Genomic DNA, 25,269 nt, shown 5'->3' with positions numbered 1-25,269 from the left:
AGACAGCATAAAAACAGAAAGTACTATTCCTACCAAGAAAGACAGCGCCCCTATTGGATATAAAAACGATGATTGTGCTTGAGTAGAGAAAATATACAACCCTAAAACCATTAGTAAAAATGAAGTTACAAGCGCGATTCTTCCTCTTTTACCCAATACTTTAAATGGCTTTATACTGATAGTCATAACGTTAAAGCTTACTACTATAGCTATAAGACTAGTATAGATTACTAGTAGCACTGAGCTGGATTCTCACCTCTCTTGCTCCTGTGAGCCTGTGGTACCACATTAAGCGTTGCTGTGTAGCAAAACCCTAAGTGATTGATTTGCTTAGGGTAAACCGACTAACTTTTATACAAAAGTTAACCAGTTTTATTGCTCAAATTGAGCGTTAGTTGAAGCTTTCAACCGAGAATTTCTGTAAGTATGAGAGCTGGCCATAATATGGCATAACCTATTATGGTTGATTAACACAATATTATTAAAAATTGTGATACTTAAGTTCGTTCAAATAAAAGTAAGATAATAAGGCCTATAAGCATAAAACTAGCACCTATCAATCTTTGCTTAAAAAAGGGTTCTTTGAGTAACAATCCTCCCCATAAAACGCTAAATAAAATAGTTGAGCGTTTTACAGCCATAACATAGGAAGCAAGAGTCATTGGCATTGCATAAGCAATAAAAAAAATCTGCAAGAAAATTGTTAAGCTAGCTAAGCCAATTAACAGGAGTTTGTTTTTAATAATATTTAGAACTGAGTGGCCTTGAAATTTTGCTATTAGTAATAATGTAACTCCACTAAGAAAAGTAATGATCGCAGAAGCAAATAAAGGACTAGAATTAACCACTGCCACTTTGTCTAACACAAAGCTAATTGAAAAAAGAAGCGCCACAACCAGCATGCTTTTTACGCCGGAGTTTTTAGCTAAAGCACGAACTGGACCTAAAATTGTGCCTTGTTCTCCACTTATTATATAAACACCCAGAAAAATTAAAACTAGTCCAGTTATGCCTAAGTAGGTTGGCAGCTCACCAAGTAGTAGAAATGAATTTAGAACTACAAAAACGAGCGAAAATGATAATAAAGGAGTTACTAATGATAAATCAGCTTTTTCTACAGCCTTAAGATAAAGCAAAGCTGCACATACGTTGATGAAAGCAGACCCAATAGCTGCAGGGAAAAAGTTGTCTCCAATGGTTGGTATACCACTAATACCACTTCCAATAAAGAAGAGTAATGAACTGAATAAAAAAGCACCACCTGCCCACACAGAAGAGGGCGTATCAGAACGATACAACTTTGCAAGCAAGGAGTAGCTTGAATTAAAAAATGCGCCAGCCAAAGCTAAACTGAACCATATCATTGAAAATTACACTCTTGTACAGCAATTTGTTTTTTATTTTGTTTTTCTGCATAGACCTTGTTAAGGAATAGCTCATACTTATCTAATTGAGCATAAAACGAACACTCTTGTTTTACATAATTTTTTGCTCGTGATGTAACTTCATAAAATTTATTTGCACTCATTGATAGTACTTCAAGGGTTGCAGCAGCTAGTGCTTTTGGGTCGCCTACTTGATAATTTGTCCCTATCAGTCCATTTAAAGTTCGTTCCCTTCCTGCTGGCATATCAGAAATGATTAAATATAACCCACATGCCTGAGCTTCAAGGGTTGCTCTTGGAAATCCTTCTGTTTCTGAGCTAAGTATAAATATTTCTCCAAGACCTAGGTAGCTTGGTATATCTTGACGTGAAACCCTTCCTGTTAACCTAAAATGATTAGGAAAAGCAGACTGTTCAATAGCTGCCTTCACTTTATTAGTCTCAGGCCCTTCACCAACAATGACATAGTAAGTATCTGGCTGTTTAGCAATAACTATCTCAGCAGAATGGATAATGTCTTGTATTCTCTTGACTGGACAATGGTTTGAAACATGTAAGATAATCTTGCTTTTTGATGGAAGGCCTAAATTGTTTTTTATTGGTATTGCCCCTTGCTTTGCTACTTCAGGACAAAATAAGTTTGTATCAATACCTTGGTATAGTGTGTAAGTTTTATGCTTTGAATAGCCTAGTTTAGAAACAAGATGCTCAAAATGTTTGCTATGTGCTACGATATAGTCAGCGGCTAAGATACATCTTAAAAAAGCATTTTTTGCTGAGTCTGGATAAATTCCATTCAAAATAGACCTAGTTGGTGTTCCTCTAAGATGTTGTACAACAGTAAGTCCATATTGATGCGCTAATGGTTGGTACCAAGCCCAAGAATCATGACCAATAATAAGCAGGTCAGACTGCATATTTTTCTCTATATCTTTTTCCAGAATATTTTTTATAAATTTATGAACTACCTGATATTGGTGCTCAGATGGAGGGGTTCCCTCGTAAACTAATTCAATGGGAACCCTATAAACATTAACGTTATATTTTTGCTTTGTCCATATATCATATGCATGGTCACCTTCACATGGTTGAGCAATAACATCTATTTTGTACCCTTTTTGAGCAAGGCCATGAATTAACTCTGCATTAGAAAATGCAGAGCCATCTAAAGCAGGTGGATAAAGACAGATAAAAGTTAACTTTGTTAGCATATGGGCATTGGTTATATAAATATGTTCTGGAGAAAATTACTTTAACTTTTTTTCTCAATTAGTGTTAGTAGTCTTAAGAGGCTATTAATGGATAATTAACAGTAAATCACAACTATTAGTTTGAAGTACCAATTTATAATATGATTAAAAAAAATATCAATAGCTTTTATATAGAATAAAGTATTTTCTCTACCTACCGAGTCCAGTGGAAGACAATTAGTCTGATTGCCTTATTATATACTTGAACTTACAGGAAATCATCGATTCGCAAACTGGTTTTGAAGTTTGATTAGTTTGCTATCCTTGACATAGTACACCTCTGGGTAAGGCTTGTTCGGTGCGACAGCATTTATGGAGTTGGGTGAGCCTCATTTTTGGATGCATTCCCCATGCACTCATTATCGCTTCCAACACCTCTTCTTCTATATTTTGCCCTTTCTCTGACACTTAAATCATCATCAAGCAAGTATAACTACTAACAAACGTCACTATGACGTACTTAAGGTGCAGTGTTTTGACTGAAACTAACATGTATAAAAATCAACCGAAAGGTTATCAAAGTTGCTCAGTGCTCCACTCCCAACCAACTTCTCCTGCTGCCTTTCCAAAACCCGCCGATAACTTCAAGATTCGGATTTTTTTATATACAACAGTATCATAATACGGATTTTGGTATTTTTTATTATCAAAATTTGATTTTTATTACATTTTTATCTAAATATGACCGATAAGCTTAGTTATCGGACATTATTATCTATCTTATGATAGTCACCCACCCCACCCCTCATTTTTTGTCCGTTTTTTCAACGACTCAGCGTTTTCGCGCTTCATTTGGCTTGTTATTTTAATTCGATACGATATGATACGATTAATATGATATGAATCGATATGATTAAGGGGCAATCATGGCAAGAGAAGGGGTGAGCTACGATGAAGTGGCCCAAGTGTGCGAGCAGCTTTATCGGGAAGGTCTAAAGCCGAACCAGCGTAATGTACGAGAGATACTGGGCACCGGCAGCACCTCAACGCTACTCCGCCATATCAATACTTGGAAAGAGCGCCAACAAGCCGCCGCCAATACCGAGCTTGACCTGCCTCAGTCGGTCATCGGCACAATTAAAAAAGCCATGCTGGAAGCCGTGGATAATGCGACCCAAAAACAGGAGGCTGCCCTGGTTGATGCCAAAGAACAGCTCCAAGAAGCCTTTCGGGGGTTGAATGCCTATGAAGATAAGATCAAGGTGTTAAAACACGAAAAAAATACCCTGTTAGCACAGTCCGAAGCCAAAACCCTGGAACTGGAAAAGCAATTAGCCGCCACTCAGCGCCGGGCCGATGACCTAGAAACCCAAAATAAAGCCCTAAACAGTAAGCTGGATGAGGCCTTACGGGCCCAGGAAATCGCTCGTACCGAATCGGCTAAAGCCCAAATGCAGGTAGAGCGGGCTGACATCGCCGTCGAGAAAGCCGAACAGCGTGGCGATGAACTGCGCCAGGAGTTAGAACAGCTCAAATCTGCTTTAACCACCGCAGAAAAAGCCGCCGCCACCGCCGAAGCCGTCGCAAAAGAACAGAGCAAAGCGATTGACCGACTCGATACGGAATTGGCTGAGGACAAACAGGCTTTAACTGCCTTGCAATCCCGTTATGACAATTTGCTCGGCCGCTATGAAGAAGCCGCCAAAATGGAAACTAAAGTGCAAGAGCAAGATAAACAAATTAGCCGGCTAGAATCAGACATTCTCAACCATCAACGCCGTTATGAAGACCTGCTAGCAAAATATGAAGCCTGTACTCGGTTGGAATCTGCGACAACCGCTCGGCTGGCGGTATTGGAAGCCCAAAGCAGTCAACCTGCTAAGCCCACTGACAAATCAACCAAAAAATAACGCTACCCATAAGGAAACCAATGATGTCAGACCAGTATGAAGAAAAACCCCTGTGGTTTCGGCTGGTAGTCGAAATGGATAATGGCCAATTGCATGCCGTTAGCCTGACCGACCAGCAACAAGAGGAACTACAACAGGCTCTTACCGACATTATGGGGGATCAACCTTTACACATTCATCCGGTGCCCTTTGGCACCAGTAGCAGTATGGTGCCAGAGATTCACTAATAGACAACTTAAACTGCGATAAAGCAAGGAAATGATGTATGCAATCCTTAGAACAATTAATCGTCCAACTCGCCCAAGCCCATTTAGATGATTTTCGGCGGATTAAAGCCAACCCGAAAACTATGGCTGAACTCTATGAGTTATCAGAAGAAGAAACCGTGCGTTTTAACGCCATTAAAAGCTATACCAAAATTCAGGCATTCACCGACATCACCCGCCTGGCAGACCATGGTTTATCCCCTGAAACCAGCCAGCAATTGCTGGAAATCGAGGAGCAAGCCAGTGCCCTGCTTGGTACTTTGGAGGAGTGATATGGCTTTTATTGTATCCCCTCAGCTAGCGTTCAAATTGCAAAAAATTTATTGCCACACACTCACACCTATTTTGAACGATGAAAAGTAATAATTCTATGAAAGGTTGACAAGTGAAATTGCTTGGTTAAGATGCGCACTCGATTCATTCAATTCACGAAGGAGGCTGACATGTATCCTATTGCAACATCATCGACTCAGATCACCAGCCTCTTTATCGGTTAATCTTCTTGCTACTCATCAATCGATTTTGAGGCTGATCCTTTTAGCCAGATGCAACTTATGTTGCGGAGAGATCGATGAAATCATCAAAAGAGATCTTGAAATACTGCGCATCTATCTGTGAAGGTGACGGTGTTTCTCCACGTTTAGAGAAAACAGCACAGCAATTTTCTAAGCAAAACAACCAACGCTTATGTCGTCAGGCGCAAAAATGGATTCATTATGCGATTCAGGAGCTTGGTTTACATCATTGGACTGTACAACGTGTAAACATGTCTGATAACCGCGCTGCTCTTATCATTGAGTTGGCTCCACTTCAACCAGTGAATTTGTCGGAAGTCCAGCAGGTGCATGGCTGGTTGCAAAGCAATCAAGGTCAGATCCGGGCAGTGGTTGCAGAGGGACTGCACCGGAAATCAGTTCCTTCATTCAATTTTCAAATATTGATGGAGGATGAAAACTATGCATGATCAAGCCAGTTATCGCCATTGGCTGAGTGAAAAACTTGGTGAGAAGCTAACCACGCAAGTCAAAAGACTCCGCCTGATGAAAGACGTAAAACACGTTCGGCTTATGGCAGATGCGCACTTAGCTGAAAATGTGTGTGTCGGCTGTGTCCTTGCAACGACAAAATTGATTTACCCAACTGCAATTGGTGGTGATATTGGCTGTGGCATGTTAGCAGCGCCAATAGCTATGTGTGCTGATGATATTCAAGAAAAAGAAGCGGCGGCTATCTTTAAGAGGCTGTCGCAGTCTGTGCCTATCATTCAGCATAAAAACCATTCTGACTTATCAATATTCGGTGAACTTTCTTCTGAGTTACTCCAAAAAGAATTCATTAGAAATGGTTCCCGGCAAATAGGCACATTAGGCCAAGGCAATCATTTTCTAGAATTGCAACGCTGTAAATTATCGGGGCAATTATGGTTAATGATCCACACAGGATCTCGATGTATGGGTCCTGCGATCAGAGACTTTCACTTAAATCACGGTCATGGGCGATCCCATGGCTTGACCTATCTCGACTCAGGAACTGAAGGTGGCGAAGCTTTTTTGCAGGATATGCAATGGGTAAGGCGTTATGCTTCAGTGAACCGATTGACGATCCTGGCGCAATGCGAAGCACTGTTCCATGAAATTTTTCAAGCAGGTATCGATAAATCTCAGCTCATCCACTGCGATCATAATCACTGTGAGCAAGAAGATATTAACGGGCAGTCACTATGGTTACATCGAAAAGGCGCCTGTTCAGTCAGAGCCAATGAACAAGCGCTTATCCCTGGCAGTATGGGAAGTGATAGTTTTCATGTGGTTGGAGCAGGTAGCGCTGATTCACTGTTTTCTTGCTCTCATGGCGCAGGTCGTACGATGAGCCGATCCCAGGCAAGGCGCTCGATCACACCAGAAAGATTAAAGAAGCAATTGAGTGGTGTCTTTTATCAAGCAGAAAAGCTAACTGGCCTCACAGAAGAGGCGCCAGAGAGTTATAAGCGGATTGGCCAGGTGATCAAGAGCCAGAAAAATCTGTTTAAAGTAAAACGACAACTTGAGCCGATATTAAGCTACAAAGGTACCACATGAAATAACACCAACCTCGAATAGCCCTGTTTACAGGGCTATCCTCTTCAGGTTTTATTCCGGAATATAATTCTCTGCGTCCCCTCTGTGAGGTGCATGAGATTTCTCGATTTTTGCATACTCACAGAGGGAACACTATTTAATTTTAATTGACACAGTGCGACTAAACTATTCATGCCTTTACGAAAATCAATGGGCTTAACAGCTAAATGGGGGGAAGATCAATAAACTGCTTTGACTTGGATTTGAATTAAGCCACTTCTCCTTCTTGAATTCGCAATGCACTTTGTCACTACTTAGCTGACAGTTGATCAATTAATTTTTTAATCTCTCTGGCTTCAAAAAAATCTTTCCCTTATCTGAAACAGAGTGTACTTCAGGTGTAGGGCAGCTCCTGACGGGTTTACCTTCTTTTAAACACTGCTTAAGCTCTGTAATGCGAATATTTAGCAGCCTGGCTGCATCTTCAATACCGCTGATTTGCGACCAGAAATCAGATACTCGTCGATTGTGATTACCAACGCAATTACTGACTTTTTTGGCGGGTTGTGTATCTTGCATAGTCGTTGATATCACCGTTGTAGTAATGGAGCCTACAGGCTGCTAAGCAATCAGATATACTTAAGCCACCGTATTTTATATGGTGTTTGGGTAAAGGTGAACAAGTAACACCTTGCACTTTTAGGCTGTTTCGATGGACGCTTTGCAAATAAAGGGCTATAGCCTGTGACAGGGTCACAAGTTATATGTCCCAATCACTTTTTAACACCCCTGCTTCATACAACTTATCTTCACAAACACTAATGGTCTCAGATAAGTCTAATGGCTTACCCAGCTTCCCAAAAGCCTCGCTTAGCCGCTTTAATGCATGATAACCTTTGCTTTTTAAATCAACGCTGTGTTTTTTCTCTACTATTGAGCTCTTTTTCGATTTCTGTCGCTTATCATGTTGCCGAATAGCATCTCTCATCCTTTTCCAGTGCTTAGGCAACAGATAACGTTCACACCATTGATGTAACGCCTCTACCTTCTCATGCTTATCATCACTAAAACCATCATATAAACACAGTCTAAAATTCAGTACAGGATCATCAGCAATGCCATGGTCTTTTATTTCACTGCGTAAGCTACCATGTTTGTATTTACCACCCTCTTCAAGCTTTTTGTTTAGGTAATCATAAGCAGTCCTATAGTTGCTTTTCTTAATTCTGAACGGTTCATTTTGCTTTGCCTTTTTCATTGCAGCTAACCTGTGACATCTTACAAATCGACCTACAATCCACCAAAGAATTCGGAATTTAAAAATGAAAGATTAAAGTATTGAGTATTTGTTTTATCCACTTAAGATAGTTTTTGACGAAATAAAATTAATAGGTAAAGGACTTCACCATGTATGACTTTTATTTTAAGATTGCAGATGATAGCAATGAAATTACTCTACAGCAGCTCATTACTATTGCCAATAAAATAGATAATCCCGTATTTTTTACCAAGTAACTTAATCGTTTATTAGCCAAAAAAGATAACCTGCTTACCGTGGCCTATACGCTTCAAATCAAACGCCAAGAAACACCCATAACGCTTAAAGAGTGGATACATGCAGTAGAAGCTACTGAAGGGGCCAAAATTAATGAGTCTGCTATCTCTATTATTAACCCTCATACAGGGGAAACAATTTCAATTGCGGGCCACCCTGGAGATACTCATGTACTGCTAAAGCCTGCTGAAGACAGAGGAGATATCCATAAGTCAGAATGGGTACACTGCTTTAGTTACTTTCAAGGCACTGCTTCATTTAAAGTTACCTGGGATACTCATGATATAAGTCACCCTGTTAGAACCATCGCTGCTGCCCTAGCTCATGCCTTACAAGCACAAATAATCGACGATGATGGTGAGGTCTATAATTGGTAGCATTATTTTAACCCCATTAGCTGTAATAATAATGATCCTTCTGACGTATAATTAATTATTTTGGTTAACCAACAAGCGGGATTTAAGGGAATAGAATGGCGAAGTTTCTAAACACTAGCGCTACGAACTATTTTTTAGAAGAACTGATTAAAAATGCTAGAGATAGGTTGGTGTTAATTAGCCCCTACTTAAAAGTTAATGAACGCATTAAAGAGCTACTGGAAGACAAAAACCGGTTAAAAATTGATATTCGATTAATTTATGGCAAAAACGAGCTGCAGCCTGACGAAATTGATTGGTTAAAAAGCTTGGACTTCGTTCGTACCAGTTTTTGTAAAAACCTGCATGCCAAGTGTTACCTCAATGAAGAGCTGGCTATCATTACCAGTTTAAACTTGTACGAATTTAGCCAGGTCAATAACAATGAAATGGGCATTTTAGTACAGCGCGCTGATGAGCCTGACTTATACAATGATGCCTATGAAGAAGCACAACGAATCATTCGCATCAGTGATGAAGTCAGAATCACGATGGAAAAAGTTGATAAAGCACTTGAGACGGACAGTTCCCCAGCAACAAGCAAACCCAAGTCTGACAAGCTTTCTACATCTAAAATAGCAAAGAGCTCTGGCTTGAAAACTAACGAGCTAATTAGTCAATTATTGCAAGCGGGCTACTTGGAAGAAAAAGAAGGTAAAAATTATCTTACCCAAAAAGGTAAAGATGCTGGTGGAGAGTTTCGTATGAGTAAACAGTTTGGCCCTTACTTTATTTGGCCTAGCTCATTCAGCATTAAGTAATACCTGTTTAATCATCAATAAAGGCTTTACTACAAAGGCCTTTATTGATCTGACTTAATTATGATAGAGCATAGTCTTTTAAGCGCTTTAACGGTGTTACTTTAACCTGCACTGAGGCTGGCTTAGCCTTAAACATCATCTCTTCTCCTGTAAAAGGGTTCACTCCTTTACGGGCTTTGGTCGCAGGCTTTTTCTTAGTCACTATTTTCATCAAGCCAGGCAGGGTGAATTCACCACAGCCCCGTTTCTTAATGTGTCGTTCCATCAAATCAGTCAGTTCATCAAGAACAGCTGTGACTTCTTTTTTTGTCAGCCCGGTGTTTGCTGCTAACTCAGCTAATATTTGTGTTTTTGTGTACCGTTCTTTTATCGCTGGGAGTTTTTTTATTGTCATGTTGAGCGTCCAGTGCTGGTTATTGGATGGCCAATGAATATTGATAGCAGATACCTAGCAGTTGGTAAACACGTTTTAAAGTCAATTAGAGAAGATTTAATCTATAAATACCACGTCTTGTAGTTATCTATGACTTGAGCCGCTGCTATTTTGAATAGCTAATGATTCAGCAGCAAAACACCGCTACAATCACCCTATTCCCTTAACCAGCGAGATTCTATACATGCTGACAGAGCGTATCGATCAATGGATAGAGCAATGGAAATTAGAAGGTTATCAGGAAGCCTATAACCAAGGTTATTTGGAAAGCTATCAAAAAGGTTATCGAGATGGACATGCTAACGCCCTTCATTTAGTGCTACAAGGGCGGTTTGGTGAACTACCCGCTTGGGTGAGTGAAAAAATAAACAATGCAGACTCTATCACCTTGAAACATTGGCTAATCAATTTCTGTAGGGCAGATCGGCTTGAAGCGATTTTCACATAGTGTTTTCAATAGATAGCGAGAATATCAACACTTTCTGACTAACTCATTGTATGCTGCATAGATAATTAACTGCACTCTTTTTTATTAATATCCTTATCCGCTAAAATGGGCTGCATCAGTGTAGTAATAAAATAAGAGAACCAGTTATTAATCACTCCCAGCCTATTCACCAACACCAGCCATTAATTCATTTGTCAGGCCCCGTTGAACGGGTCACCTTTCACAGTGAAGCATCTGGTTTTTTTGTCATTCGAGTTAAAGTCAAAGGCCAGCGAGACCTGGTAACCGTCACCGGCAATACCCCTTCGATTACAGCAGGTGAATATATTGAAGCCACGGGGATATGGATTAATGACCCTAAACACGGTGTGCAATTTCAAGCCAAAACCATCAAGACGATTGTGCCAACAACGTTAGAAGGCATCGAAAAGTATTTAGGCTCTGGGATGGTGAAAGGGATTGGGCCTCACTTTGCCAAACGGTTAGTCAAAGCCTTTGGGGAAGCAGTGTTTGATGTGATTGAACAAACGCCAGAGCGCTTACTGGAGTTAGAGGGTATTGGCAAAAAACGGCAAGTGAAAATCACCTCCGCCTGGGCTGAACAAAAAGTAGTGCGGGATATTATGGTGTTTTTACAATCCCATGGGGTAGGTACTTCAAGAGCCGTACGCATATATAAGACTTACGGTGATCAAGCCATCCAAAAAGTGCAGGAAAATCCGTATCAGTTGGCACTGGATATTCATGGAATCGGCTTTAAAACAGCCGACCAGATTGCCCAGAATATCGGTATTGCGCCTACTTCATTAATCCGAGCTCAGGCGGGGTTACGCCATACGTTGCAGGAGTTTTCTTCTCAAGGTCATTGTGCCCAGCCTATTCAGAATTTACTCAAAGCAGCAGAGTCTTTGCTGGAAATCCCCCAGCCAATTTTAAGCGAAGCATTGGCTAAAGAAATTACCGAAGAGCGTTTAAAGCCTGATCAAATTAACGAACAAGAAGTGGTATTTCTTACTCCTTTGTACCGAGCAGAGCAAGGGGTGGCCAATCATGCACAACGACTTCTACAGGGGCAAACACCCTGGGGTAGCATTGATATTGATGCCGCTATTCAGTGGGTTGAGCAAAAAAACGAAATAACGTTATCCACCTCGCAACGCTCAGCCATTGAAACCGCTGCTAACCACAAGTGTTGTGTCATTACAGGCGGCCCAGGTGTCGGTAAAACCACGACGGTCAACAGCATTCTTAAAATTATTAAAGCCAAAAAGGCTTCTGTTTTATTATGTGCGCCGACAGGAAGGGCGGCAAAACGGCTAAGTGAGTCAACGGGGTTAGAAGCTCTCACTATTCACAGGCTCTTAGAATTTGATCCCTCAGTTTTTGATTTCAAACGTAATCAAGATAATCCGCTAGAAACGGACTGCTTAATCATTGACGAAACGTCAATGGTCGATGTAGTGCTGATGAATCAGCTATTACGCGCAGTGCCTGATCACGCTGCCGTCCTTTTAGTGGGGGATGTTGACCAGCTGCCATCCGTAGGGCCAGGCTCAGTTTTAGCGGATTTTATTGAATCAGGACAAATACCCGTGGCACGCCTCACCGAAATTTTTCGGCAAGCAGCGACTTCCAAAATTATTACCTCTGCCCATGCGATTAACCGGGGCCAACCACCTTATCCTTCGAAAAAAGGGGAGGATACGGATTTTTTTTATATCACCGTGAACTCTGCAGAAGCTGCTCAGGCAATGCTCATGAAAGTAGTCACTGAACGGTTACCCAAGCGGTATGATTTTCATCCTATTGATGATATTCAGGTGCTATGTCCAATGAACCGTGGGGGGCTCGGTGCCCGTAGTTTAAATATCGCCTTACAAAGTCAATTAAATGGTGACCAGCACCCACAGGTGACCCGGTTTGGTTGGACTTATGCACCCAGTGATAAAGTCATTCAGACCATTAATAATTACGACAAAGAAGCCTTTAACGGCGATATTGGCCGTGTTCAACAAGTTGACCTGGAAGAAAATCAATTATGGGTAGATTTTGAAGGGCGACAAGTGGAGTATGCGTTTAATGAGCTGGATGAATTATCACTGGCCTATGCCACTACAATCCATAAGTCACAGGGCTCCGAATATCCTTGCGTTGTCATTCCCATGACTATGCAGCACTTTATGTTATTAGAGCGAAACTTGTTGTATACCGGTGTTACTCGTGGCAAACAAATGGTTGTGTTGATTGGCGAAGCTAAAGCAGTAGCCATGGCCAGTAAGCGGCTAACCTCAGCAAAACGCCTTACTAATTTGGTCAATCAATTACAGCTAGCTAAAGTTGGCTGACCCTTCGCTACAACCTTTGTAACAAGGATTTGCCTTTTGCCGTTAGCCATATCAGCTTAAAGCGCTGATCTTCCTTGCTTTGTTTGACCTTAATTAGCTTCACATCACCACTTCCTTCCCTACCTTCTTCTAGGCGGCGGATAGTGGTCGCTACGTTTTTTTCATTAACACCCATAAACTGGGATAACTCGGAAACTGAGCAGCCTTCGTTATCCTTGATTGCCATTAAAGTGGCCAGTGTTCGAACCGTTATACGAGGGTGTTGCATCGACAGTTTGGTAAGCTTTTTAGTGTTCATTATAGGTACTTCTTTTTTATTTCAACTTGAAGTATCAATAAGGATGGCAGGAAGCCCAGAAATATCAAGGGGTCTAACATTGTGCTTAGGCAACAGCAAACTGCTTCTGAGGCAGATACAGCAATCCTTAATTGTTAAAGCACCACAGGTTGAGACTATAACCTCCTTGAAATTAGGCTCTAGCCCCTTTATGGTGTCACATCGTTGTTTAGATGCCCAGGCTATTTGCATGTCTCACGATCACGCATATAAGCAGTTTTTCTCTCACCCTGACATGGTAAAAGACCTTCTACAAGGGTTTGTCCATGAGCACTGGATTGTAGATATTGACTTCTCAACCCTTGAACGGGTAAACGGCAGTTACATTGCTGATGACCTTCGAGAACGAGCCAATGATCTAATCTGGCGGGTAAAGTTTAAAAATAAAGAGGAGTGGCTTTACCTTTACTTGTTGCTTGAATTTCAATCGAGTATTGACCGATTCATGGCGGTCAGATTGATGACTTATGTAGGGCTTCTATACCAGGATCTCATCAAGTCGAAACAGCTGCCAACTCCAGGCAAACTACCTCCCGTTTTTCCGATAGTGTTGTATAACGGTGAGCGTCGATGGAAAGCCTCAACGCAGCTCAGTGACTTGATACAGTCCGTTCCACCAGACCTTGCACAGTGGCAACCAGAACAACGTTATATGCTGATTGAAGAGCACCAGTTCTCTGATGAAGAGTTGAAGCCCTTAAAGAACCTAGCTGCCGCACTCTTCAGACTAGAAAATAGTGACAACGTAGAACAACTGGCGCAAGTGATTGGCTCCCTGGTAAAATGGTTAAAGAAGCCCCAACAAGACAGTTTACGACAGGCTTTTGTGGAATGGCTGAAGCAAGGTCCACTGCAGAAACTAAGCCACCATAGTGAACCGTTAGAAACATTAAATGACTTGCATGAGGTACAACAAATGCTATCAAAACGTGTAGACCAGTGGGTGAAGCAATGGAAGTCTGAAGGCTATCAAGAAGGCGTAGCAAAAGGTGAAGTCAACGCCCTTCGTTTAGTGCTACAAAGTCGTTTTGGCGACTTACCAAGTTGGGTTGACGAAAAGTTAATACACGCAGACCAATCTTCACTAAATCGTTGGCTATTAAGGGCTTCCCATGTAGATAACTTGGAAAGCCTATTTAAGTAATGAACTGTAAAAATATTTACAGTTCATTACCCACTACTGCCAAAAACTCTTTTCCTGTAGTAATAATACCTCCTACTACCAACTAGAAAATACATAAGATGTTGCCAAATTTATCAATTCGTTTAGATCAATTATCACAACAAGGAGTAAGTAAAGATTATCTGGTTGCTTTTTTTCTAGGCTATTTGGAAGGCTATCTTGAAAGTTATAGATCTACTCACATCAACACTCTTCTACTAATTTTGGAAGATCGTTTTGGCAAGCTACCAGGCTGGGTAGATGAGAAAATTCTCAATGTAAATTCTGCAACATTAAGACGCTGGATTTTAAATGTTCACAAAGTCGACAAGCTTGAAAGCGTTTTTCAATTATAAATTGATAGGGTCAGTTGCTAACCCTACTCGTGTTTTGATGTACAAATAAGCCAGTCAACAATCTATCTAAGCCGTGCTATTTTGAATATATTTCAATCTTGGCCACCTTCTTAACTTTCCTGCCACAATTTTCATCCTTTGTTACTAATAAAAAATATACTCTGATTTATGTAAACGTAAATTAATACATGCTTTTATTTAAATATTATTTTGCTTCTAATACCCGTCGTCCATTTTCTCTTAATTCACCACTTGGCCCTACATAGCTATATAAAGCAGGTTTCGTGATGTTCAGCTCTCTGCATAGTTCGCTGACTGAAGTATCCCGGTTTTGCATAGCAGCTTGGGCTAGTCTGACTTGTGCTTTGGTTAATTTGAATTTACGGCCCCCAACTCGACCTCTGGCTCTTGCTGCTTTAACACCAGCTATAGTACGTTCTCGGATTAGCTCTCGCTCATATTCAGCCAATGCTGCAAAAATGCCAAATACTAATTTACCACTGGCCGTGGTGGTATCGATATCAGCCCCTTGACCGGTCAACACTTTAAAACTAATGCCTTTCTTTTCTAAATCTTGTACAATATTTACCAAATGTTGTAAGTCTCGCCCTAAACGGTCTAGTTTCCAAACAACTAATACATCTCCCTCTCGTAGGGCTTTTAAGCAGTTTTCTAAGCCAGGCCTGTCATCTTTTTTCCCTGATGCCTGGTCTATATAGATTTTGTCAGACGATACGCCATAGGCAGCTAATGCATCATTTTGCAGGTCCAGTACTTGAGAGCCATCTGATTTAGAAACTCGGGCATAGCCAATCAACATAAAACATCCTTTGTATAGTTTTTGATCTAAATTATGAGTTAAGTAATCGCTCGTTTGCTTAACACTAAAATAAGACCTGAAAATGTGATAACATGTGGTAAATTAACTTGTTAATTAATCAAAGTAAACCAAACCAATAAAAACAATTATTAATTAACTTGTAAATTAGGCAATTAAGCGATCAAAACTTAATCATCTCTATCCTTATTTTTAATGGTTAACAAAAGGGGGTTGTATGACTCCGAAATTACATTGGGTTGAGGAGCCCGATAGCACCTATAAATTTTTTATTGGAGAAATAGAAGTGACTGAGCCCAAATGGCTAAAAACACCTGTCAAAGTGCCATATCATTCAACGAATCGCGTTGTCAAAGCCCTATCAGTGGGGGTAAAAAAAGCGTTTAATGTCGTTCATAATTACCCGCTGACTATTGAAGATTTAAATGGTTTTATTCCCAGCGAATCTACAGATACTCCCGCTTACCTTAAAATATTAAAGCTTAAATAGTTTGTAACTACCCACTTATTTATAGCTATTTTGGTACACTTGTATCGAAAAAGTGTGCCAATTCATTTAAGCTTGTGGCTTTTTGAATGGAGTTATAATTATGGATGTCGTCATAGGCCTAATAATTTGGTTAGCACCATTTATAGTTTTATTTATAGTTAGGTACAGGTATAAGAAAAAGCTTCTAGCTTTTCAGGAAGAAGCTAGCATTCTACTATCTGAGAAAGATGCTGAAATTGCCGACTACATACGCAAAGTTTCAGAAAAAGATGGGGAAATTTTCACCAAGAATGAACTTCTCGATACTTTAAAACAGTACCAACATATTACTGATGTAGAAGCTGAAGCAAAAAAAATTCATGATAAAGCAATGCAAGTGCTTAGAGAGTCTACAGAAAAAGTAGAGGCTATTATTTCAGATGCTAAAACAGAAGCTCAGGATATCAGGAGAAAAGCAAAAGAAGCCACTGAGAAAAATGAATCAGAAGCATCCCATATCCTGGCTTTGGCAAACCAAAAGGCCAATGAGGTATTGCAAAATGCTGAAAATAAAGCAAAAGAGATTGCTGGGGAAGCTTACCAGATCAAAAATAAAGCAGATGAATTATCTAATATTGCCAAAGCAATGAAAAACACCATTAATGATTATGGTGAAGAATACCTGATACCTTGCAGATCAACCCTTGATGATTTAGCAGAAGAGTTTGGCTACAAAGAAGCTGGTATCGCATTAAAGCGGTGTAGAGCACTGACAAAATCAATGGTTGTTAAAAACCAAGCAGCTGCATGTGACTATGCTGAAAATACTAGACGTTTAACAGCAATACACTTTGTTCTTGATGCATTCAATGGAAAAGTAGACACCATATTATCTAAAGTTAAACATGACAATTACGGTAAATTGCAGCAAGCGATCCTTGATGCCTACACTTTAGTCAATAAAAATGGGGAAGCATTCAGAAATGCCCGAATTACAAAAGCATACCTAGATGCTCGATTAGATGAACTGAAGTGGGCTGTCGCAGCTAACCAGCTATTAATTGATGAAAAAGAAGAGCAAAAACGGATTAAGGAGCAAATTAGAGAAGAAGAACGAGCGAGACGTGATTACGAAAAAGCATTGAAGGAAGCAGAAAAAGAAGAAAAATTAGTCCAAAAAGCTATGGCTGAAGCTCGTAAGCATCTACAAGGAGCTAATGAAGCTGAACGTATAAAACTAGAACAGCAACTTGCAGAATTAACCCAAAAGCTACAGGAAGCAGAAGCTAAAAACCAAAGGGCAATATCCATGGCTCAACAAACTAGATCAGGCCATGTTTATATTATTTCCAATATAGGATCCTTTGGTGAGCATGTTTTTAAAATAGGCATGACTCGACGTCTGGAACCTCTTGACCGAGTTAAAGAACTAGGGGATGCATCCGTACCATTTAGCTTTGATGTACATGCTATGATGTTTAGCGAAGATGCTCCTGCGCTAGAAAGAGAGTTGCATAAACGATTTGAAAGCCAGCAGTTGAACAAGGTGAATCCTCGAAAAGAGTTCTTTAAAGTTAACCTAGCCCAAATAAAACAGGCCACGGATGAATTGCAAGTTGAAACCCGTTGGACTATGAAGGCTGAAGCTTTAGAATTTTATGAGTCACTTGCTATTGAAAAAGAAAATGAATCTATTCAAGCAGCTTAATTAGATAAGCTTTGAGTAGCCCACGCTAATAGGTCATCACTACTATTGGTGTGGTCTAACTCCATACCAGCCGGTATATAGTCGACTAACCAGGCCATTGCGTATGTATCAAAAATATCCGGGGATTTAATGCCATCCGCTCGCATTTTTTCTTTTGATTCGATACGCCACTGGCCAACCTCATTAAATTTATAGGGAATTTTCACAAACTGATTTAGCGTTTTTTGTTTTACTGAATAGTGGTCATTTAAACGCAAGCGGTTATCGCGCAAGGCTTCTTTTACCATCACTGATGCAAAGTCGCGCTTACTTCTAAACCGAATTTTCTGGGTTTTACTATGGACCGGGGTGCCCCAGTGAATCCGAATAACATCAATCCCCCTTTTTTCCAGGGTTTGAGCCGTAATTAATCCGTAGCCGTCAGCATCTACTCCAATTGTAATATTAGGGTATGACTGGGTTTCTTTTTCAACAATTTCCGCAAACTCAACCCCATCCACACCAGTATTCATTTCCAATAATTTTACGGACTCAGCTACCCGCTCATCATCAAAGCCCGACACCTTGAGTATGTTTAATACTGAGCTGTCGCGACCTTCACCACCTGCTATATCTGCAATGGCAATATAACCCCATTCCGATCGGTGCTCGACTTCATTTATAAAGCCTCGGTCGACATCATCACGACCTATCAGCATACCCTCAGCTTGTTTAGTGAAAGCGCCCAATACGCGAATGCAATATTCTGGTGATTGACGACCACCGTATTGTTTTACTTTTTCAACTATATAAGACTGAGTGACCAGGGGGCTTTCTTCACTGTTAAGCTGAAATGCCGTAAAGCCATGATCATCAGGGCTGGTTTTAGCCAGTGAATGATGAGACTCATAAAAATAGCCCGTGATTCGGGTCGGTTGGCTTAATAACACTAGTCGGTTGTCAGTCTGTGTGAGTGCACCGGTAATGTAATCAAAAGCCTTATCAGATAAACCTGAAGCCTCATCAACGATATACAACAGGTGGTCTGCATGTTCGCCTGCCAATGCTTCCTCATTACCTAATCGATAACCTTTAATACCAACAGACCATGACTTTTGAAAACCAACCGCGTAAAATTGCTCCGCCGTCAGCGTGAAGACCTCATCCAGCCACGGAAATCGGTTGACGGCTTTTTGCCAATAGTCTGCTAAATATTTAAATATCCCTATTTTTACCTGCTCGACTTTGTTTGCCGTGATAACTACCCGCGCCTTTGGGTAGGTCGTCATAAACGCAATAATCAGCATCGCTAGCAAACTGGATTTGCCGGTACCATGACCAGATGACACCGACACACGACACCCTTCTTGTTGTATTGAGAATGCTAATGGGCGTTGCTGGTGGGTTAAGTGCATCCCACAAACATCTAGAGCCAGGCGCTCCCAGTCATGTCGATAACAGGCAACATAAGCCGGGTATTCTGGGGAAGATAGCGCAGTTTTGCACTTAGCCATTTTCCTTACGCCACTCCGTTAACCATGCCTGGCGTTCTTGTAACCACTCGGCTTCCTTTTCTTGCTTGGCTTTGTTTTCAGCACACAAGGCGTCTAGTTCTTCTTCAGAAATACCAGGCTCAGTCTCGGGCTCGGTATTATCGAGCATTTGTTTTACTTGCAGTTTGAGTACGTCAGGTAGCGGTATGCCTTGCCCTTCTAATTGATAAGCTGCTTGTATTGGGGAAATACTGTCGTCTTTGAGCTGCTGGAGTACTTTAGTTTGAATCGTGAGCTTATCACGCTTCGTCAGATCATCATCATTTTTCAGCTTTTCATGTAAGTTAGTGAGCTGGTTTAGCCGGCCCGTTAGCCGTTGAATAATGCTGTCGAAGTCGGGCCGCCTTCTGATTTCAGTGCGGCTATTCGTAGGGGCCGTGCCGTTATCACCTTCCATATCAACAACCTCACTGACTGGCAACTCGGCTTCTTCTTCATCGATGGCATGCTCTAAAGCAACAGTGCGAGCTAGGCGAATTCGAATTAAATCCATTTCACCTTTAATCGAGCGCTGTAAATGTTGGTTGTTATTACAAAATCGGCGCTCTTCATCGGTATAAAAGCGACTGTATAAACCATGCTCATAACGATTTTGGTTGCCTTGAGGTGCCCCAGCGCCTGGACGCTTGCCCCCGCGACCGTTTGATTGAGTGTCACATTTAACTATTTTATTTTTTGGGGAGTCGATGGTGCCATTTGTCCCCCCAACAGAAAAATTATCTTGCACATTATTTATAACATTTGCGCATTTTTCAATTTGCGCACTTTCATCACCATCATTTTGCGCATTTTGGTAAATTTGCGCAGTATTTTTGCGCACTTTAGTCGACTTTTGCGCAGTTTTTTTGCGCGTTTCTATTTCTAATTGCGCGTGTTTTTGCGCAGTTCCTGTCGCTATTTTTTCCAATGCTAGTTCTGCTGCAGCCTTTGTAATATGGCGTCTAGCAGTGTTCCACCGATCGTCACCGACATGCTCATCATACCACTTGCGCGGACTAATTTTTGTCTTTGTCCACGATTGCGCATATTCTTTAATTAATTTATCCCAATAGTCTTTACCTTTACTCACACTTCACCTTTCAAATGCTCAAATGATTGTAGGATTTGGGTTAATTGTTTGTTCGCTTGCTCAAGTTCTTCGTTACGTAATTTCAGTTGCTTTACTTCTTCATGTAAGGCACGGTTAGCCCGGTCCAGGTTATCCAGCTTCAGCCGCATGGTTGATAAAGCCTGCTCAAATTTCTGATTTTCAGCCGTGAGCTTTTCTTCATAATCGTTTTTGATGTTAGTGACAGTAATATCAAAATGTTCTCTAACCGAATCAATGACGCTGGCCTGCATATCCACCAGGCTTTTACTGGCATTCAACAGTGCTTCTTTTTCTTTCGCATGGGTTAAATTCTCTTCTTTTTTCTTGAGAATAAACTTCCAAAACCCAGTGTTACCTAGAATGGCACCGGCTACAGCGGCACTACTGGTTAATATAATATTGGTGGTATTTAACAACTCATTCATGGCTAGACTCGCTTTCACTCCACTGCTTAATGGCTGCTTTATCCGCATTGCATTGATCAATCACTGCTAATGCTGTTGTGGTTAGCGTTAATAATTCTTGATTGGTATGACCTGTCAGCTCTGGCTTAGGGCAAGGTTGTAGCCACTCGACAGGTGGTACCTGCCGGATAATCACTGGTTTAATGGTGGGTTTAGGGGTGATCAGTGAACAGGCGGACAACATAATCAGGCAACTGCTGAGTATTCCAAGTCGTTTTGTCATGAGCTTTGATAGTGGCTAACGCACGGTTTAGTTGCTGTTGAATTGTATCTAGATTGGCGGCGCGTTCTTTGGCGATTTGCCGTTGTTGATTCAGTGATTGCAGTAATTGATGATTCGCTGCTTGTGATTCCGATAGCTGATTGACTAATTGCTGATTTTTATTTACCAGTAACTGTTGTGTGTTTTTCAGATCCTTGACTTGCCAGAATTGCAGCAAGCAACCTGAAAATAATAATGTACCAATAATAAATATTGCTTTATTCAGCATTAACCTACCAACATGGATACCCAATAGCGCCAAATACGTTTAACGTAAGTTGTCGTTTCTTTAGCATGATGACTAGTCACGTTGGGAAGACACTTAATAATCAGTTGATACAGTCGTGCATTGTTACAGCGTTTCTGTGCTTTCAGAATATTACCGGCACCGGCATTGTATGAGGCTAATGCCAATGAATGTTTGTCTGCTGCTGGTCGTGGTGCCGTCCAAAACTTACGCATCTTAGCCATGTAAAAAGCGGAAGCTTGAATATTACTTTCTGGGTCAAACACCAGGTGTTTATCTAGCTTCAACTGTCGACTGATATCAGACCAGGTACCCGGCATAATTTGACCAAGCCCTTGTGCGCCAGCCGGTGATACAGCATTGGGCTTAAGTCGAGACTCTTGATAGAGCTGGGCTTTAAATAATCGCCAGTCAATCTCAGGTAAATATAACTTACTCGCTGACCGAATCATTTCATCGTATTGATCAGGAAAAAATGGTGCTGATAAGCCAGCACACGGCAAAGAAACGCATACCAAAATACAAAGCCACCGCCGTAAAAAATTGGTTTTCAATTGCATTATTTAGCCACTCAGAAAAAGAAATTTTTGCGCGTTTATCGTAAATTCGAAGTAATGCTAATGAGGCGGATATTGCGATTAATAAATACGCTAGTTTAATGCTGAGCGTGAAAATACCAAGAGATTGGTATAAGTCAGTAGAAACTCCATCCATTAATACACCTCTGAATGGTTGCTGATTCGATCAAAATTAACTCAATTCACGCTGATCTACGACTTAAGTATTACAAAAAAAATGTGTTCAATGTGCGCATTTATATAATATACTGCTTGCCGTCATCAGCGAGTAATGAATGTATCACAGATGACTTTTTAACCTGGATGATAAAAAAATATTGGAATGTATGGATATGTTTAGAAAACGAAAGGATCCAGTTATACCAAGCTGTATCAGTGCCTATCAACGCACGATTTTAGCCATGGAACTGACCGATTCAGTGAATAATGTTGTACTCACTAATTGTGTCATGGGCCTGGGTTATGAAGCAGGAACAGCGCTTTGGTATAAAAAAATGGGTAATTTAATTGTGCCAGCTACTATGGATTTTATTTTAGAGGGTGCACTAGATGAAGCAGGAATAGATGTCGTGAGGAATAAACCAACAGCAAAAAAGTAAAGGCAGGAGTTTTGGTCAATCTTTGCACGGACAACCAAAACCCCCTAGTCACCAACATCACCAATTAAAAAAGGAGTCTGCCAATGACTGAGGCTGAATATAACACAGTGCGCAACTTAAAGGTAAGCCGCCCTATACCATCCGACTTAATCCCAGAAGTTTTACGTTATGCCTGTACCTGTAAATCCATAGTAGGTAAGGCCATTATCAAACGAATTGCTGATGAGATTGAGCGCAATAATCAACTAGTACCTACATGACCAACAACGAAAAACTAAAAATTGTACAAAAGGCCTTCAAATTGAAGGCCCATGAAGTTGCTGTAATTTGTTTCTGTTCTAGTCGCAATACAGTTACAACCTGGCGATCAAAAAAAGGGACAGGAAGATATAGAAATATGCCTACCTCAAAATGGGCTCATTTAGAAAAATATTTAATTGAGCAAGGCCTAGTAAAAAATAAAGCCGATTTAGACCGCTTACTGGAAGAACACAGTACACAACCAATTACTGAAGACGACTGATAGAGTATGAAGATTCAGGCTGATTTGTTTGTTTAATGGCTGCTAAGTATAGCACTTTTCTTGGCCAGCGGCTTTGCAGTGCGATGACATCAAACAAGCAGCCAACTTACTACACGTTATGCACAAGGTTATCCACTATAACTGTGGAAAACTGGTTAAAATACATTCACTTTTGAGAATAAAAGTCAATATTGGAAATGTTAGTTTGTGGAATACTATCTATGAAGTTAAGCAAAGGCCCTTTTGCGGGCCTATACCAAGCTCCTCGTTAGAGGAACATGCCAGATATTACCATTTCTGGTAACAGGGTACTTATACTACAGCTGAGCCAACCGCCCAACATGTTTTTAATTATTAGCTTATTCTTACAAACAACGCCGTTACTCAAAACTAGTCTCAGCTGGAATGATCACTTTAATCAGGTATTTTCTACTTTGCTTGGGCAGCTTCTTGCTGTTACTCGCCACTCTAACTGCCTTCTTACAGTTATTACATTACCTGGATGCACATAGCTGGGTCAGCTTTAACTTTAGTATCCTGCATGACCGACTACCTCACCTACTCCACTCACTATTACATGACATCAATATTGGAATATTCAGCTTTATAGCTGGAACAGTGCTTTTAATTTCTTATGTTGCAATTGGTCGTCTTGAGCAACGACAACGCCGTATATACTGAGCAGCTTTCAGACCGCTCAAAAAGGGATGTCATCCCAGTCAGCTGGCGGTTGCTGATAATTTTGCTGCGCCGGCATAGACATCGACTGTTGTCCTGCTGCTGGCGTATTTTGTGGTGCCTGATAGTTTGTTGGTTGTTGTTGATTCTGTTTAGCCTGGCTATCGATTCTTTGCCACTGATCTGCAACTATCTCAGTGGTATATCGGTCTGAGCCATCTTTAGCCTGCCATTTGCGGGTTTTTAATTTCCCCTCCACATAGATTTTTCCACCCTTTTTTAAATATTGGGCAGCTATTTCAGCCAGCTTTCCAAACAGAACTATTTGGTGCCATTCAGTTTGGGTTTTAACTTGTCCAGTTTGTTTATCTTTCCACTTTTCCCCGGTTGCCACACTTAACCGGGTGACAGCGGTGCCATTTGGCAAATATCGCGCATCGGGATCTGCTCCAAGATTGCCTACCAGAATTACTTTATTTACGCCTTTTTCCATCGAAAGCCTCGCGATTCTAATGCTCTGACCGTGTAATCAAATGCACTCCCTTCCCTAACCATACGGCTATCAAAGCGTAATACTGACCAGCCTTGAATCGCTGCTTCAGCGTATTTTTCACAATCCTGATAAAACCCAGTAGGCGTTAGGTGCCTGGATTTAAGGGTTTGGCCAGATTTAGTACGTCGACCATGACTGTAGGTACCCCCTTCCAGCTCCACAGCCAGGTTGTAATCCAGGAATACAAAGTCAAACCGCCATAACCGCTTAGGATGAAATCGATATTCACTCATAAACTTGGCAAAACCTGGAATATTAATTTGATGATGAAATAAGTTTTCTATTCTGGACTGATTAGATACAGCTGATTTTGAGGTAGCCATTTGATTCACTAAAAATATAGTAGCCTCCTATTTTACCTGAATAACTCAACGACCCACGACGATAAATAAATATCGCATTAACGATTAAATACTTGCTGGCAAATGCTGCTGAGTAATGGTGTGAACCCAGGGTGACGAGTCTTTTAGCCCATAATCCAACTCCATTAGCAGGTTATTTAACTCTTCTGCCCCTTCACCTGAAAACCCGCCATTTCTTTTTTCAGCAATGTTGGTAATCAATGTCAGTTGCATACAGTGTTGTTGGATATGATTTGCCAACTGCCCAAATAGAGTGTCCTCCATTGGTGCTGCAGGATAACGTTTAGCAATGCTAATAATATCTGCTTGAATGTGAGTGGCTTCACCCACCAGCTGTCGTTCTAACTGGCTCATTTCTTCCACTTCGAAGGTATCTATCACATTGAATCCTGCTCGAATCAACAGGTGGTCAGAAGGTTCGTAATGACCTTGAAAGCAAACAATATCGCCATTTTCAAACTGTTGCAGCGTTGAAATAATATCCTGTTGAGTAAAGGCTCTTGTTCCCACCACAATAATGCTGCCGTTGAATAATAATATTTGCTGATTGGCATTCATGTAATCACAGAACTGCTGAAACGCTTCCTCACCTTTAGCGGTTAATGCATCGTTACCTGCTAACCAACAGCAGGTGTAATGATCCATTCCCAATTCCACATCCAGCATCATGCCGCCTTCAGCATCAATGGGTCCAATAATCTCTGTGCTTTTGATTTTTTTAGCCATGAAAACCCTTTCGAAAATT

General features: G+C 40.9%; 33 protein-coding genes. 16 read left to right on the top strand and 17 right to left on the bottom strand.

Going from position 1 to position 25,269, the window contains the following annotated elements:
- Window positions 1-497 precede the first annotated feature (497 nt).
- Both OQE68_RS29340 and OQE68_RS29335 read right to left on the bottom strand, forming a co-directional pair.
- Complete coding sequence (locus tag OQE68_RS29340; protein WP_180571593.1) at window positions 498-1,364, bottom strand: DMT family transporter; 867 nt, start codon at window positions 1,362-1,364, stop codon at window positions 498-500.
- Window positions 1,361-2,596 carry a glycosyltransferase family 4 protein gene (locus OQE68_RS29335; protein WP_180571594.1) on the bottom strand — a complete coding sequence of 412 codons (1,236 nt, stop codon included), beginning with the start codon at window positions 2,594-2,596 and terminating at the stop codon, window positions 1,361-1,363. The genes OQE68_RS29340 and OQE68_RS29335 overlap by 4 nt, the downstream gene beginning before the upstream one ends.
- A gap of 905 nt (window positions 2,597-3,501) precedes the next feature.
- Between OQE68_RS29335 and OQE68_RS29330 the strand changes: the two genes are divergently transcribed.
- The 5 genes from OQE68_RS29330 (at window position 3,502) to OQE68_RS29310 (ending at window position 6,829) form a co-directional block, all read left to right on the top strand.
- Window positions 3,502-4,485: a DNA-binding protein gene (locus OQE68_RS29330; protein ID WP_180571999.1), complete on the top strand. Its 984-nt coding sequence runs from the start codon at window positions 3,502-3,504 to the stop codon at window positions 4,483-4,485.
- Between the two features lie 20 nt (window positions 4,486-4,505).
- Window positions 4,506-4,712 carry a hypothetical protein gene (locus tag OQE68_RS29325; RefSeq protein WP_266195983.1) on the top strand — a complete coding sequence of 69 codons (207 nt, stop codon included), beginning with the start codon at window positions 4,506-4,508 and terminating at the stop codon, window positions 4,710-4,712.
- 38 nt (window positions 4,713-4,750) lie between these two features.
- Complete coding sequence (locus OQE68_RS29320) at window positions 4,751-5,023, top strand: hypothetical protein (protein ID WP_180571620.1); 273 nt, start codon at window positions 4,751-4,753, stop codon at window positions 5,021-5,023.
- A gap of 299 nt (window positions 5,024-5,322) precedes the next feature.
- A complete protein-coding gene (locus OQE68_RS29315; protein ID WP_180571621.1) occupies window positions 5,323-5,715 on the top strand; it encodes a hypothetical protein in 393 nt (130 codons plus the stop codon).
- On the top strand, window positions 5,708-6,829 hold the full coding sequence (locus tag OQE68_RS29310) for an RtcB family protein (protein WP_180571622.1): 1,122 nt from the start codon (window positions 5,708-5,710) through the stop codon (window positions 6,827-6,829). The genes OQE68_RS29315 and OQE68_RS29310 overlap by 8 nt, the downstream gene beginning before the upstream one ends.
- Before the next feature lie 312 nt (window positions 6,830-7,141).
- On the opposite strand, the gene OQE68_RS29305 is transcribed toward OQE68_RS29310, so the two are convergent.
- Complete coding sequence (locus OQE68_RS29305; RefSeq protein WP_180571623.1) at window positions 7,142-7,387, bottom strand: hypothetical protein; 246 nt, start codon at window positions 7,385-7,387, stop codon at window positions 7,142-7,144.
- A 181-nt stretch (window positions 7,388-7,568) separates the two neighbouring features.
- Window positions 7,569-8,066, bottom strand: a complete 498-nt coding sequence (locus OQE68_RS29300) for a hypothetical protein (protein ID WP_180571624.1) — start codon at window positions 8,064-8,066, stop codon at window positions 7,569-7,571.
- 296 nt (window positions 8,067-8,362) lie between these two features.
- Between OQE68_RS29300 and OQE68_RS29295 the strand changes: the two genes are divergently transcribed.
- Both OQE68_RS29295 and OQE68_RS29290 read left to right on the top strand, forming a co-directional pair.
- On the top strand, window positions 8,363-8,740 hold the full coding sequence (locus OQE68_RS29295; RefSeq protein ID WP_180571625.1) for a hypothetical protein: 378 nt from the start codon (window positions 8,363-8,365) through the stop codon (window positions 8,738-8,740).
- A 95-nt stretch (window positions 8,741-8,835) separates the two neighbouring features.
- Complete coding sequence (locus OQE68_RS29290) at window positions 8,836-9,540, top strand: phospholipase D family protein (RefSeq protein WP_180571626.1); 705 nt, start codon at window positions 8,836-8,838, stop codon at window positions 9,538-9,540.
- A gap of 58 nt (window positions 9,541-9,598) precedes the next feature.
- On the opposite strand, the gene OQE68_RS29285 is transcribed toward OQE68_RS29290, so the two are convergent.
- Window positions 9,599-9,934: an HU family DNA-binding protein gene (locus OQE68_RS29285; protein ID WP_266195980.1), complete on the bottom strand. Its 336-nt coding sequence runs from the start codon at window positions 9,932-9,934 to the stop codon at window positions 9,599-9,601.
- 223 nt (window positions 9,935-10,157) lie between these two features.
- Here OQE68_RS29285 and OQE68_RS29280 point away from each other — a divergent pair, with 223 nt between their 5' ends.
- Both OQE68_RS29280 and recD2 read left to right on the top strand, forming a co-directional pair.
- Entirely contained in the window at window positions 10,158-10,421 is a 264-nt protein-coding gene (locus OQE68_RS29280) for a hypothetical protein (RefSeq protein WP_180572013.1), read from the top strand.
- A 191-nt stretch (window positions 10,422-10,612) separates the two neighbouring features.
- Window positions 10,613-12,766, top strand: coding sequence for an SF1B family DNA helicase RecD2 (gene recD2 / locus OQE68_RS29275; RefSeq protein ID WP_266195977.1), 2,154 nt, complete (start codon window positions 10,613-10,615; stop codon window positions 12,764-12,766).
- A gap of 7 nt (window positions 12,767-12,773) precedes the next feature.
- Here the strand turns inward: recD2 and OQE68_RS29270 are convergent, their stop codons facing one another.
- Window positions 12,774-13,064, bottom strand: a complete 291-nt coding sequence (locus tag OQE68_RS29270; RefSeq protein ID WP_266195975.1) for a MarR family winged helix-turn-helix transcriptional regulator — start codon at window positions 13,062-13,064, stop codon at window positions 12,774-12,776.
- A 229-nt stretch (window positions 13,065-13,293) separates the two neighbouring features.
- Here OQE68_RS29270 and OQE68_RS29265 point away from each other — a divergent pair, with 229 nt between their 5' ends.
- Window positions 13,294-14,247, top strand: coding sequence for an Rpn family recombination-promoting nuclease/putative transposase (locus OQE68_RS29265; protein WP_180571863.1), 954 nt, complete (start codon window positions 13,294-13,296; stop codon window positions 14,245-14,247).
- Window positions 14,248-14,345: 98 nt separating this feature from the next.
- The gene (locus OQE68_RS29260; RefSeq protein ID WP_180571862.1) at window positions 14,346-14,621 is read left to right on the top strand and encodes a hypothetical protein; all 276 of its coding nucleotides are present in this window, start codon (window positions 14,346-14,348) and stop codon (window positions 14,619-14,621) included.
- 205 nt (window positions 14,622-14,826) lie between these two features.
- Here the strand turns inward: OQE68_RS29260 and OQE68_RS29255 are convergent, their stop codons facing one another.
- Window positions 14,827-15,441: a recombinase family protein gene (locus OQE68_RS29255; protein ID WP_266195972.1), complete on the bottom strand. Its 615-nt coding sequence runs from the start codon at window positions 15,439-15,441 to the stop codon at window positions 14,827-14,829.
- Between the two features lie 235 nt (window positions 15,442-15,676).
- Here OQE68_RS29255 and OQE68_RS29250 point away from each other — a divergent pair, with 235 nt between their 5' ends.
- Together OQE68_RS29250 and OQE68_RS29245 are read left to right on the top strand one after the other, a co-directional pair.
- Window positions 15,677-15,949, top strand: a complete 273-nt coding sequence (locus tag OQE68_RS29250) for a hypothetical protein (RefSeq protein WP_180571834.1) — start codon at window positions 15,677-15,679, stop codon at window positions 15,947-15,949.
- 100 nt (window positions 15,950-16,049) lie between these two features.
- Window positions 16,050-17,636, top strand: a complete 1,587-nt coding sequence (locus OQE68_RS29245) for an SNIPE associated domain-containing protein (protein ID WP_180571835.1) — start codon at window positions 16,050-16,052, stop codon at window positions 17,634-17,636.
- On the opposite strand, the gene OQE68_RS29240 is transcribed toward OQE68_RS29245, so the two are convergent.
- Genes OQE68_RS29240 through OQE68_RS29210 form a run of 7 tightly spaced genes read right to left on the bottom strand, consistent with a single transcriptional unit; the run spans window position 17,633 to window position 21,945 of the window.
- Window positions 17,633-19,129 carry a terminase gene (locus OQE68_RS29240; protein ID WP_266195970.1) on the bottom strand — a complete coding sequence of 499 codons (1,497 nt, stop codon included), beginning with the start codon at window positions 19,127-19,129 and terminating at the stop codon, window positions 17,633-17,635. The two genes, OQE68_RS29245 and OQE68_RS29240, sit on opposite strands and share 4 nt — an antisense overlap.
- Window positions 19,122-20,237, bottom strand: coding sequence for a hypothetical protein (locus OQE68_RS29235; protein WP_266195968.1), 1,116 nt, complete (start codon window positions 20,235-20,237; stop codon window positions 19,122-19,124). The genes OQE68_RS29240 and OQE68_RS29235 overlap by 8 nt, the downstream gene beginning before the upstream one ends.
- Window positions 20,234-20,683, bottom strand: coding sequence for a hypothetical protein (locus tag OQE68_RS29230; protein WP_180571426.1), 450 nt, complete (start codon window positions 20,681-20,683; stop codon window positions 20,234-20,236). Before OQE68_RS29230 ends, OQE68_RS29235 begins: the two co-directional genes overlap by 4 nt.
- Window positions 20,676-20,906: an Rz1-like lysis system protein LysC gene (gene lysC, locus OQE68_RS29225; RefSeq protein WP_180571425.1), complete on the bottom strand. Its 231-nt coding sequence runs from the start codon at window positions 20,904-20,906 to the stop codon at window positions 20,676-20,678. Before lysC ends, OQE68_RS29230 begins: the two co-directional genes overlap by 8 nt.
- Window positions 20,875-21,213: a hypothetical protein gene (locus tag OQE68_RS29220; RefSeq protein ID WP_180571424.1), complete on the bottom strand. Its 339-nt coding sequence runs from the start codon at window positions 21,211-21,213 to the stop codon at window positions 20,875-20,877. The genes lysC and OQE68_RS29220 overlap by 32 nt, the downstream gene beginning before the upstream one ends.
- Window positions 21,213-21,734, bottom strand: coding sequence for a transglycosylase SLT domain-containing protein (locus OQE68_RS29215; RefSeq protein ID WP_255491079.1), 522 nt, complete (start codon window positions 21,732-21,734; stop codon window positions 21,213-21,215). The genes OQE68_RS29220 and OQE68_RS29215 overlap by 1 nt, the downstream gene beginning before the upstream one ends.
- A complete protein-coding gene (locus OQE68_RS29210; protein WP_180571423.1) occupies window positions 21,697-21,945 on the bottom strand; it encodes a hypothetical protein in 249 nt (82 codons plus the stop codon). The genes OQE68_RS29215 and OQE68_RS29210 overlap by 38 nt, the downstream gene beginning before the upstream one ends.
- A gap of 196 nt (window positions 21,946-22,141) precedes the next feature.
- Between OQE68_RS29210 and OQE68_RS29205 the strand changes: the two genes are divergently transcribed.
- From OQE68_RS29205 to OQE68_RS29195, 3 genes are all read left to right on the top strand, one after another.
- The gene (locus OQE68_RS29205; protein ID WP_180571422.1) at window positions 22,142-22,408 is read left to right on the top strand and encodes a hypothetical protein; all 267 of its coding nucleotides are present in this window, start codon (window positions 22,142-22,144) and stop codon (window positions 22,406-22,408) included.
- Window positions 22,409-22,491: 83 nt separating this feature from the next.
- Window positions 22,492-22,668, top strand: coding sequence for a hypothetical protein (locus OQE68_RS29200; RefSeq protein WP_180571421.1), 177 nt, complete (start codon window positions 22,492-22,494; stop codon window positions 22,666-22,668).
- A gap of 137 nt (window positions 22,669-22,805) precedes the next feature.
- On the top strand, window positions 22,806-22,931 hold the full coding sequence (locus tag OQE68_RS29195; RefSeq protein ID WP_255491078.1) for a hypothetical protein: 126 nt from the start codon (window positions 22,806-22,808) through the stop codon (window positions 22,929-22,931).
- Window positions 22,932-23,628: 697 nt separating this feature from the next.
- On the opposite strand, the gene ssb is transcribed toward OQE68_RS29195, so the two are convergent.
- From ssb to OQE68_RS29180, 3 genes are all read right to left on the bottom strand, one after another.
- Window positions 23,629-24,102, bottom strand: coding sequence for a single-stranded DNA-binding protein (gene ssb / locus OQE68_RS29190; protein ID WP_180571420.1), 474 nt, complete (start codon window positions 24,100-24,102; stop codon window positions 23,629-23,631).
- Window positions 24,087-24,485: a putative endonuclease domain-containing protein gene (locus tag OQE68_RS29185; protein WP_219340231.1), complete on the bottom strand. Its 399-nt coding sequence runs from the start codon at window positions 24,483-24,485 to the stop codon at window positions 24,087-24,089. Before OQE68_RS29185 ends, ssb begins: the two co-directional genes overlap by 16 nt.
- An 84-nt stretch (window positions 24,486-24,569) precedes the next feature.
- The gene (locus tag OQE68_RS29180) at window positions 24,570-25,250 is read right to left on the bottom strand and encodes a hypothetical protein (RefSeq protein WP_180571419.1); all 681 of its coding nucleotides are present in this window, start codon (window positions 25,248-25,250) and stop codon (window positions 24,570-24,572) included.
- Window positions 25,251-25,269 lie beyond the last annotated feature (19 nt).

The sequence above is a fragment of the Spartinivicinus marinus genome (assembly GCF_026309355.1).
Lineage (GTDB): Bacteria > Pseudomonadota > Gammaproteobacteria > Pseudomonadales > Zooshikellaceae > Spartinivicinus > Spartinivicinus marinus.
This window is presented reverse-complemented; position numbering and strand designations above follow the sequence as displayed.

What these genes read in the sequence shown, in the direction of transcription:
- OQE68_RS29340 (WP_180571593.1), bottom strand. Translation starts at nt 1,364, where the DNA reads ATGATATGGTTCAGTTTAGCTTTGGCTGGCGCATTTTTTAATTCAAGC.
- OQE68_RS29335 (WP_180571594.1), bottom strand. Translation starts at nt 2,596, where the DNA reads ATGCTAACAAAGTTAACTTTTATCTGTCTTTATCCACCTGCTTTAGAT.
- OQE68_RS29330 (WP_180571999.1), top strand. Translation starts at nt 3,502, where the DNA reads ATGGCAAGAGAAGGGGTGAGCTACGATGAAGTGGCCCAAGTGTGCGAG.
- OQE68_RS29325 (WP_266195983.1), top strand. Translation starts at nt 4,506, where the DNA reads ATGATGTCAGACCAGTATGAAGAAAAACCCCTGTGGTTTCGGCTGGTA.
- OQE68_RS29320 (WP_180571620.1), top strand. Translation starts at nt 4,751, where the DNA reads ATGCAATCCTTAGAACAATTAATCGTCCAACTCGCCCAAGCCCATTTA.
- OQE68_RS29315 (WP_180571621.1), top strand. Translation starts at nt 5,323, where the DNA reads ATGAAATCATCAAAAGAGATCTTGAAATACTGCGCATCTATCTGTGAA.
- OQE68_RS29310 (WP_180571622.1), top strand. Translation starts at nt 5,708, where the DNA reads ATGCATGATCAAGCCAGTTATCGCCATTGGCTGAGTGAAAAACTTGGT.
- OQE68_RS29305 (WP_180571623.1), bottom strand. Translation starts at nt 7,387, where the DNA reads ATGCAAGATACACAACCCGCCAAAAAAGTCAGTAATTGCGTTGGTAAT.
- OQE68_RS29300 (WP_180571624.1), bottom strand. Translation starts at nt 8,066, where the DNA reads ATGAAAAAGGCAAAGCAAAATGAACCGTTCAGAATTAAGAAAAGCAAC.
- OQE68_RS29290 (WP_180571626.1), top strand. Translation starts at nt 8,836, where the DNA reads ATGGCGAAGTTTCTAAACACTAGCGCTACGAACTATTTTTTAGAAGAA.
- OQE68_RS29285 (WP_266195980.1), bottom strand. Translation starts at nt 9,934, where the DNA reads ATGACAATAAAAAAACTCCCAGCGATAAAAGAACGGTACACAAAAACA.
- OQE68_RS29280 (WP_180572013.1), top strand. Translation starts at nt 10,158, where the DNA reads ATGCTGACAGAGCGTATCGATCAATGGATAGAGCAATGGAAATTAGAA.
- OQE68_RS29270 (WP_266195975.1), bottom strand. Translation starts at nt 13,064, where the DNA reads ATGAACACTAAAAAGCTTACCAAACTGTCGATGCAACACCCTCGTATA.
- OQE68_RS29265 (WP_180571863.1), top strand. Translation starts at nt 13,294, where the DNA reads ATGTCTCACGATCACGCATATAAGCAGTTTTTCTCTCACCCTGACATG.
- OQE68_RS29260 (WP_180571862.1), top strand. Translation starts at nt 14,346, where the DNA reads ATGTTGCCAAATTTATCAATTCGTTTAGATCAATTATCACAACAAGGA.
- OQE68_RS29255 (WP_266195972.1), bottom strand. Translation starts at nt 15,441, where the DNA reads ATGTTGATTGGCTATGCCCGAGTTTCTAAATCAGATGGCTCTCAAGTA.
- OQE68_RS29250 (WP_180571834.1), top strand. Translation starts at nt 15,677, where the DNA reads ATGACTCCGAAATTACATTGGGTTGAGGAGCCCGATAGCACCTATAAA.
- OQE68_RS29245 (WP_180571835.1), top strand. Translation starts at nt 16,050, where the DNA reads ATGGATGTCGTCATAGGCCTAATAATTTGGTTAGCACCATTTATAGTT.
- OQE68_RS29240 (WP_266195970.1), bottom strand. Translation starts at nt 19,129, where the DNA reads ATGGCTAAGTGCAAAACTGCGCTATCTTCCCCAGAATACCCGGCTTAT.
- OQE68_RS29230 (WP_180571426.1), bottom strand. Translation starts at nt 20,683, where the DNA reads ATGAATGAGTTGTTAAATACCACCAATATTATATTAACCAGTAGTGCC.
- lysC (WP_180571425.1), bottom strand. Translation starts at nt 20,906, where the DNA reads ATGTTGTCCGCCTGTTCACTGATCACCCCTAAACCCACCATTAAACCA.
- OQE68_RS29220 (WP_180571424.1), bottom strand. Translation starts at nt 21,213, where the DNA reads ATGCTGAATAAAGCAATATTTATTATTGGTACATTATTATTTTCAGGT.
- OQE68_RS29210 (WP_180571423.1), bottom strand. Translation starts at nt 21,945, where the DNA reads ATGGATGGAGTTTCTACTGACTTATACCAATCTCTTGGTATTTTCACG.
- OQE68_RS29205 (WP_180571422.1), top strand. Translation starts at nt 22,142, where the DNA reads ATGTTTAGAAAACGAAAGGATCCAGTTATACCAAGCTGTATCAGTGCC.
- OQE68_RS29200 (WP_180571421.1), top strand. Translation starts at nt 22,492, where the DNA reads ATGACTGAGGCTGAATATAACACAGTGCGCAACTTAAAGGTAAGCCGC.
- OQE68_RS29195 (WP_255491078.1), top strand. Translation starts at nt 22,806, where the DNA reads ATGCCTACCTCAAAATGGGCTCATTTAGAAAAATATTTAATTGAGCAA.
- ssb (WP_180571420.1), bottom strand. Translation starts at nt 24,102, where the DNA reads ATGGAAAAAGGCGTAAATAAAGTAATTCTGGTAGGCAATCTTGGAGCA.
- OQE68_RS29185 (WP_219340231.1), bottom strand. Translation starts at nt 24,485, where the DNA reads ATGGCTACCTCAAAATCAGCTGTATCTAATCAGTCCAGAATAGAAAAC.
- OQE68_RS29180 (WP_180571419.1), bottom strand. Translation starts at nt 25,250, where the DNA reads ATGGCTAAAAAAATCAAAAGCACAGAGATTATTGGACCCATTGATGCT.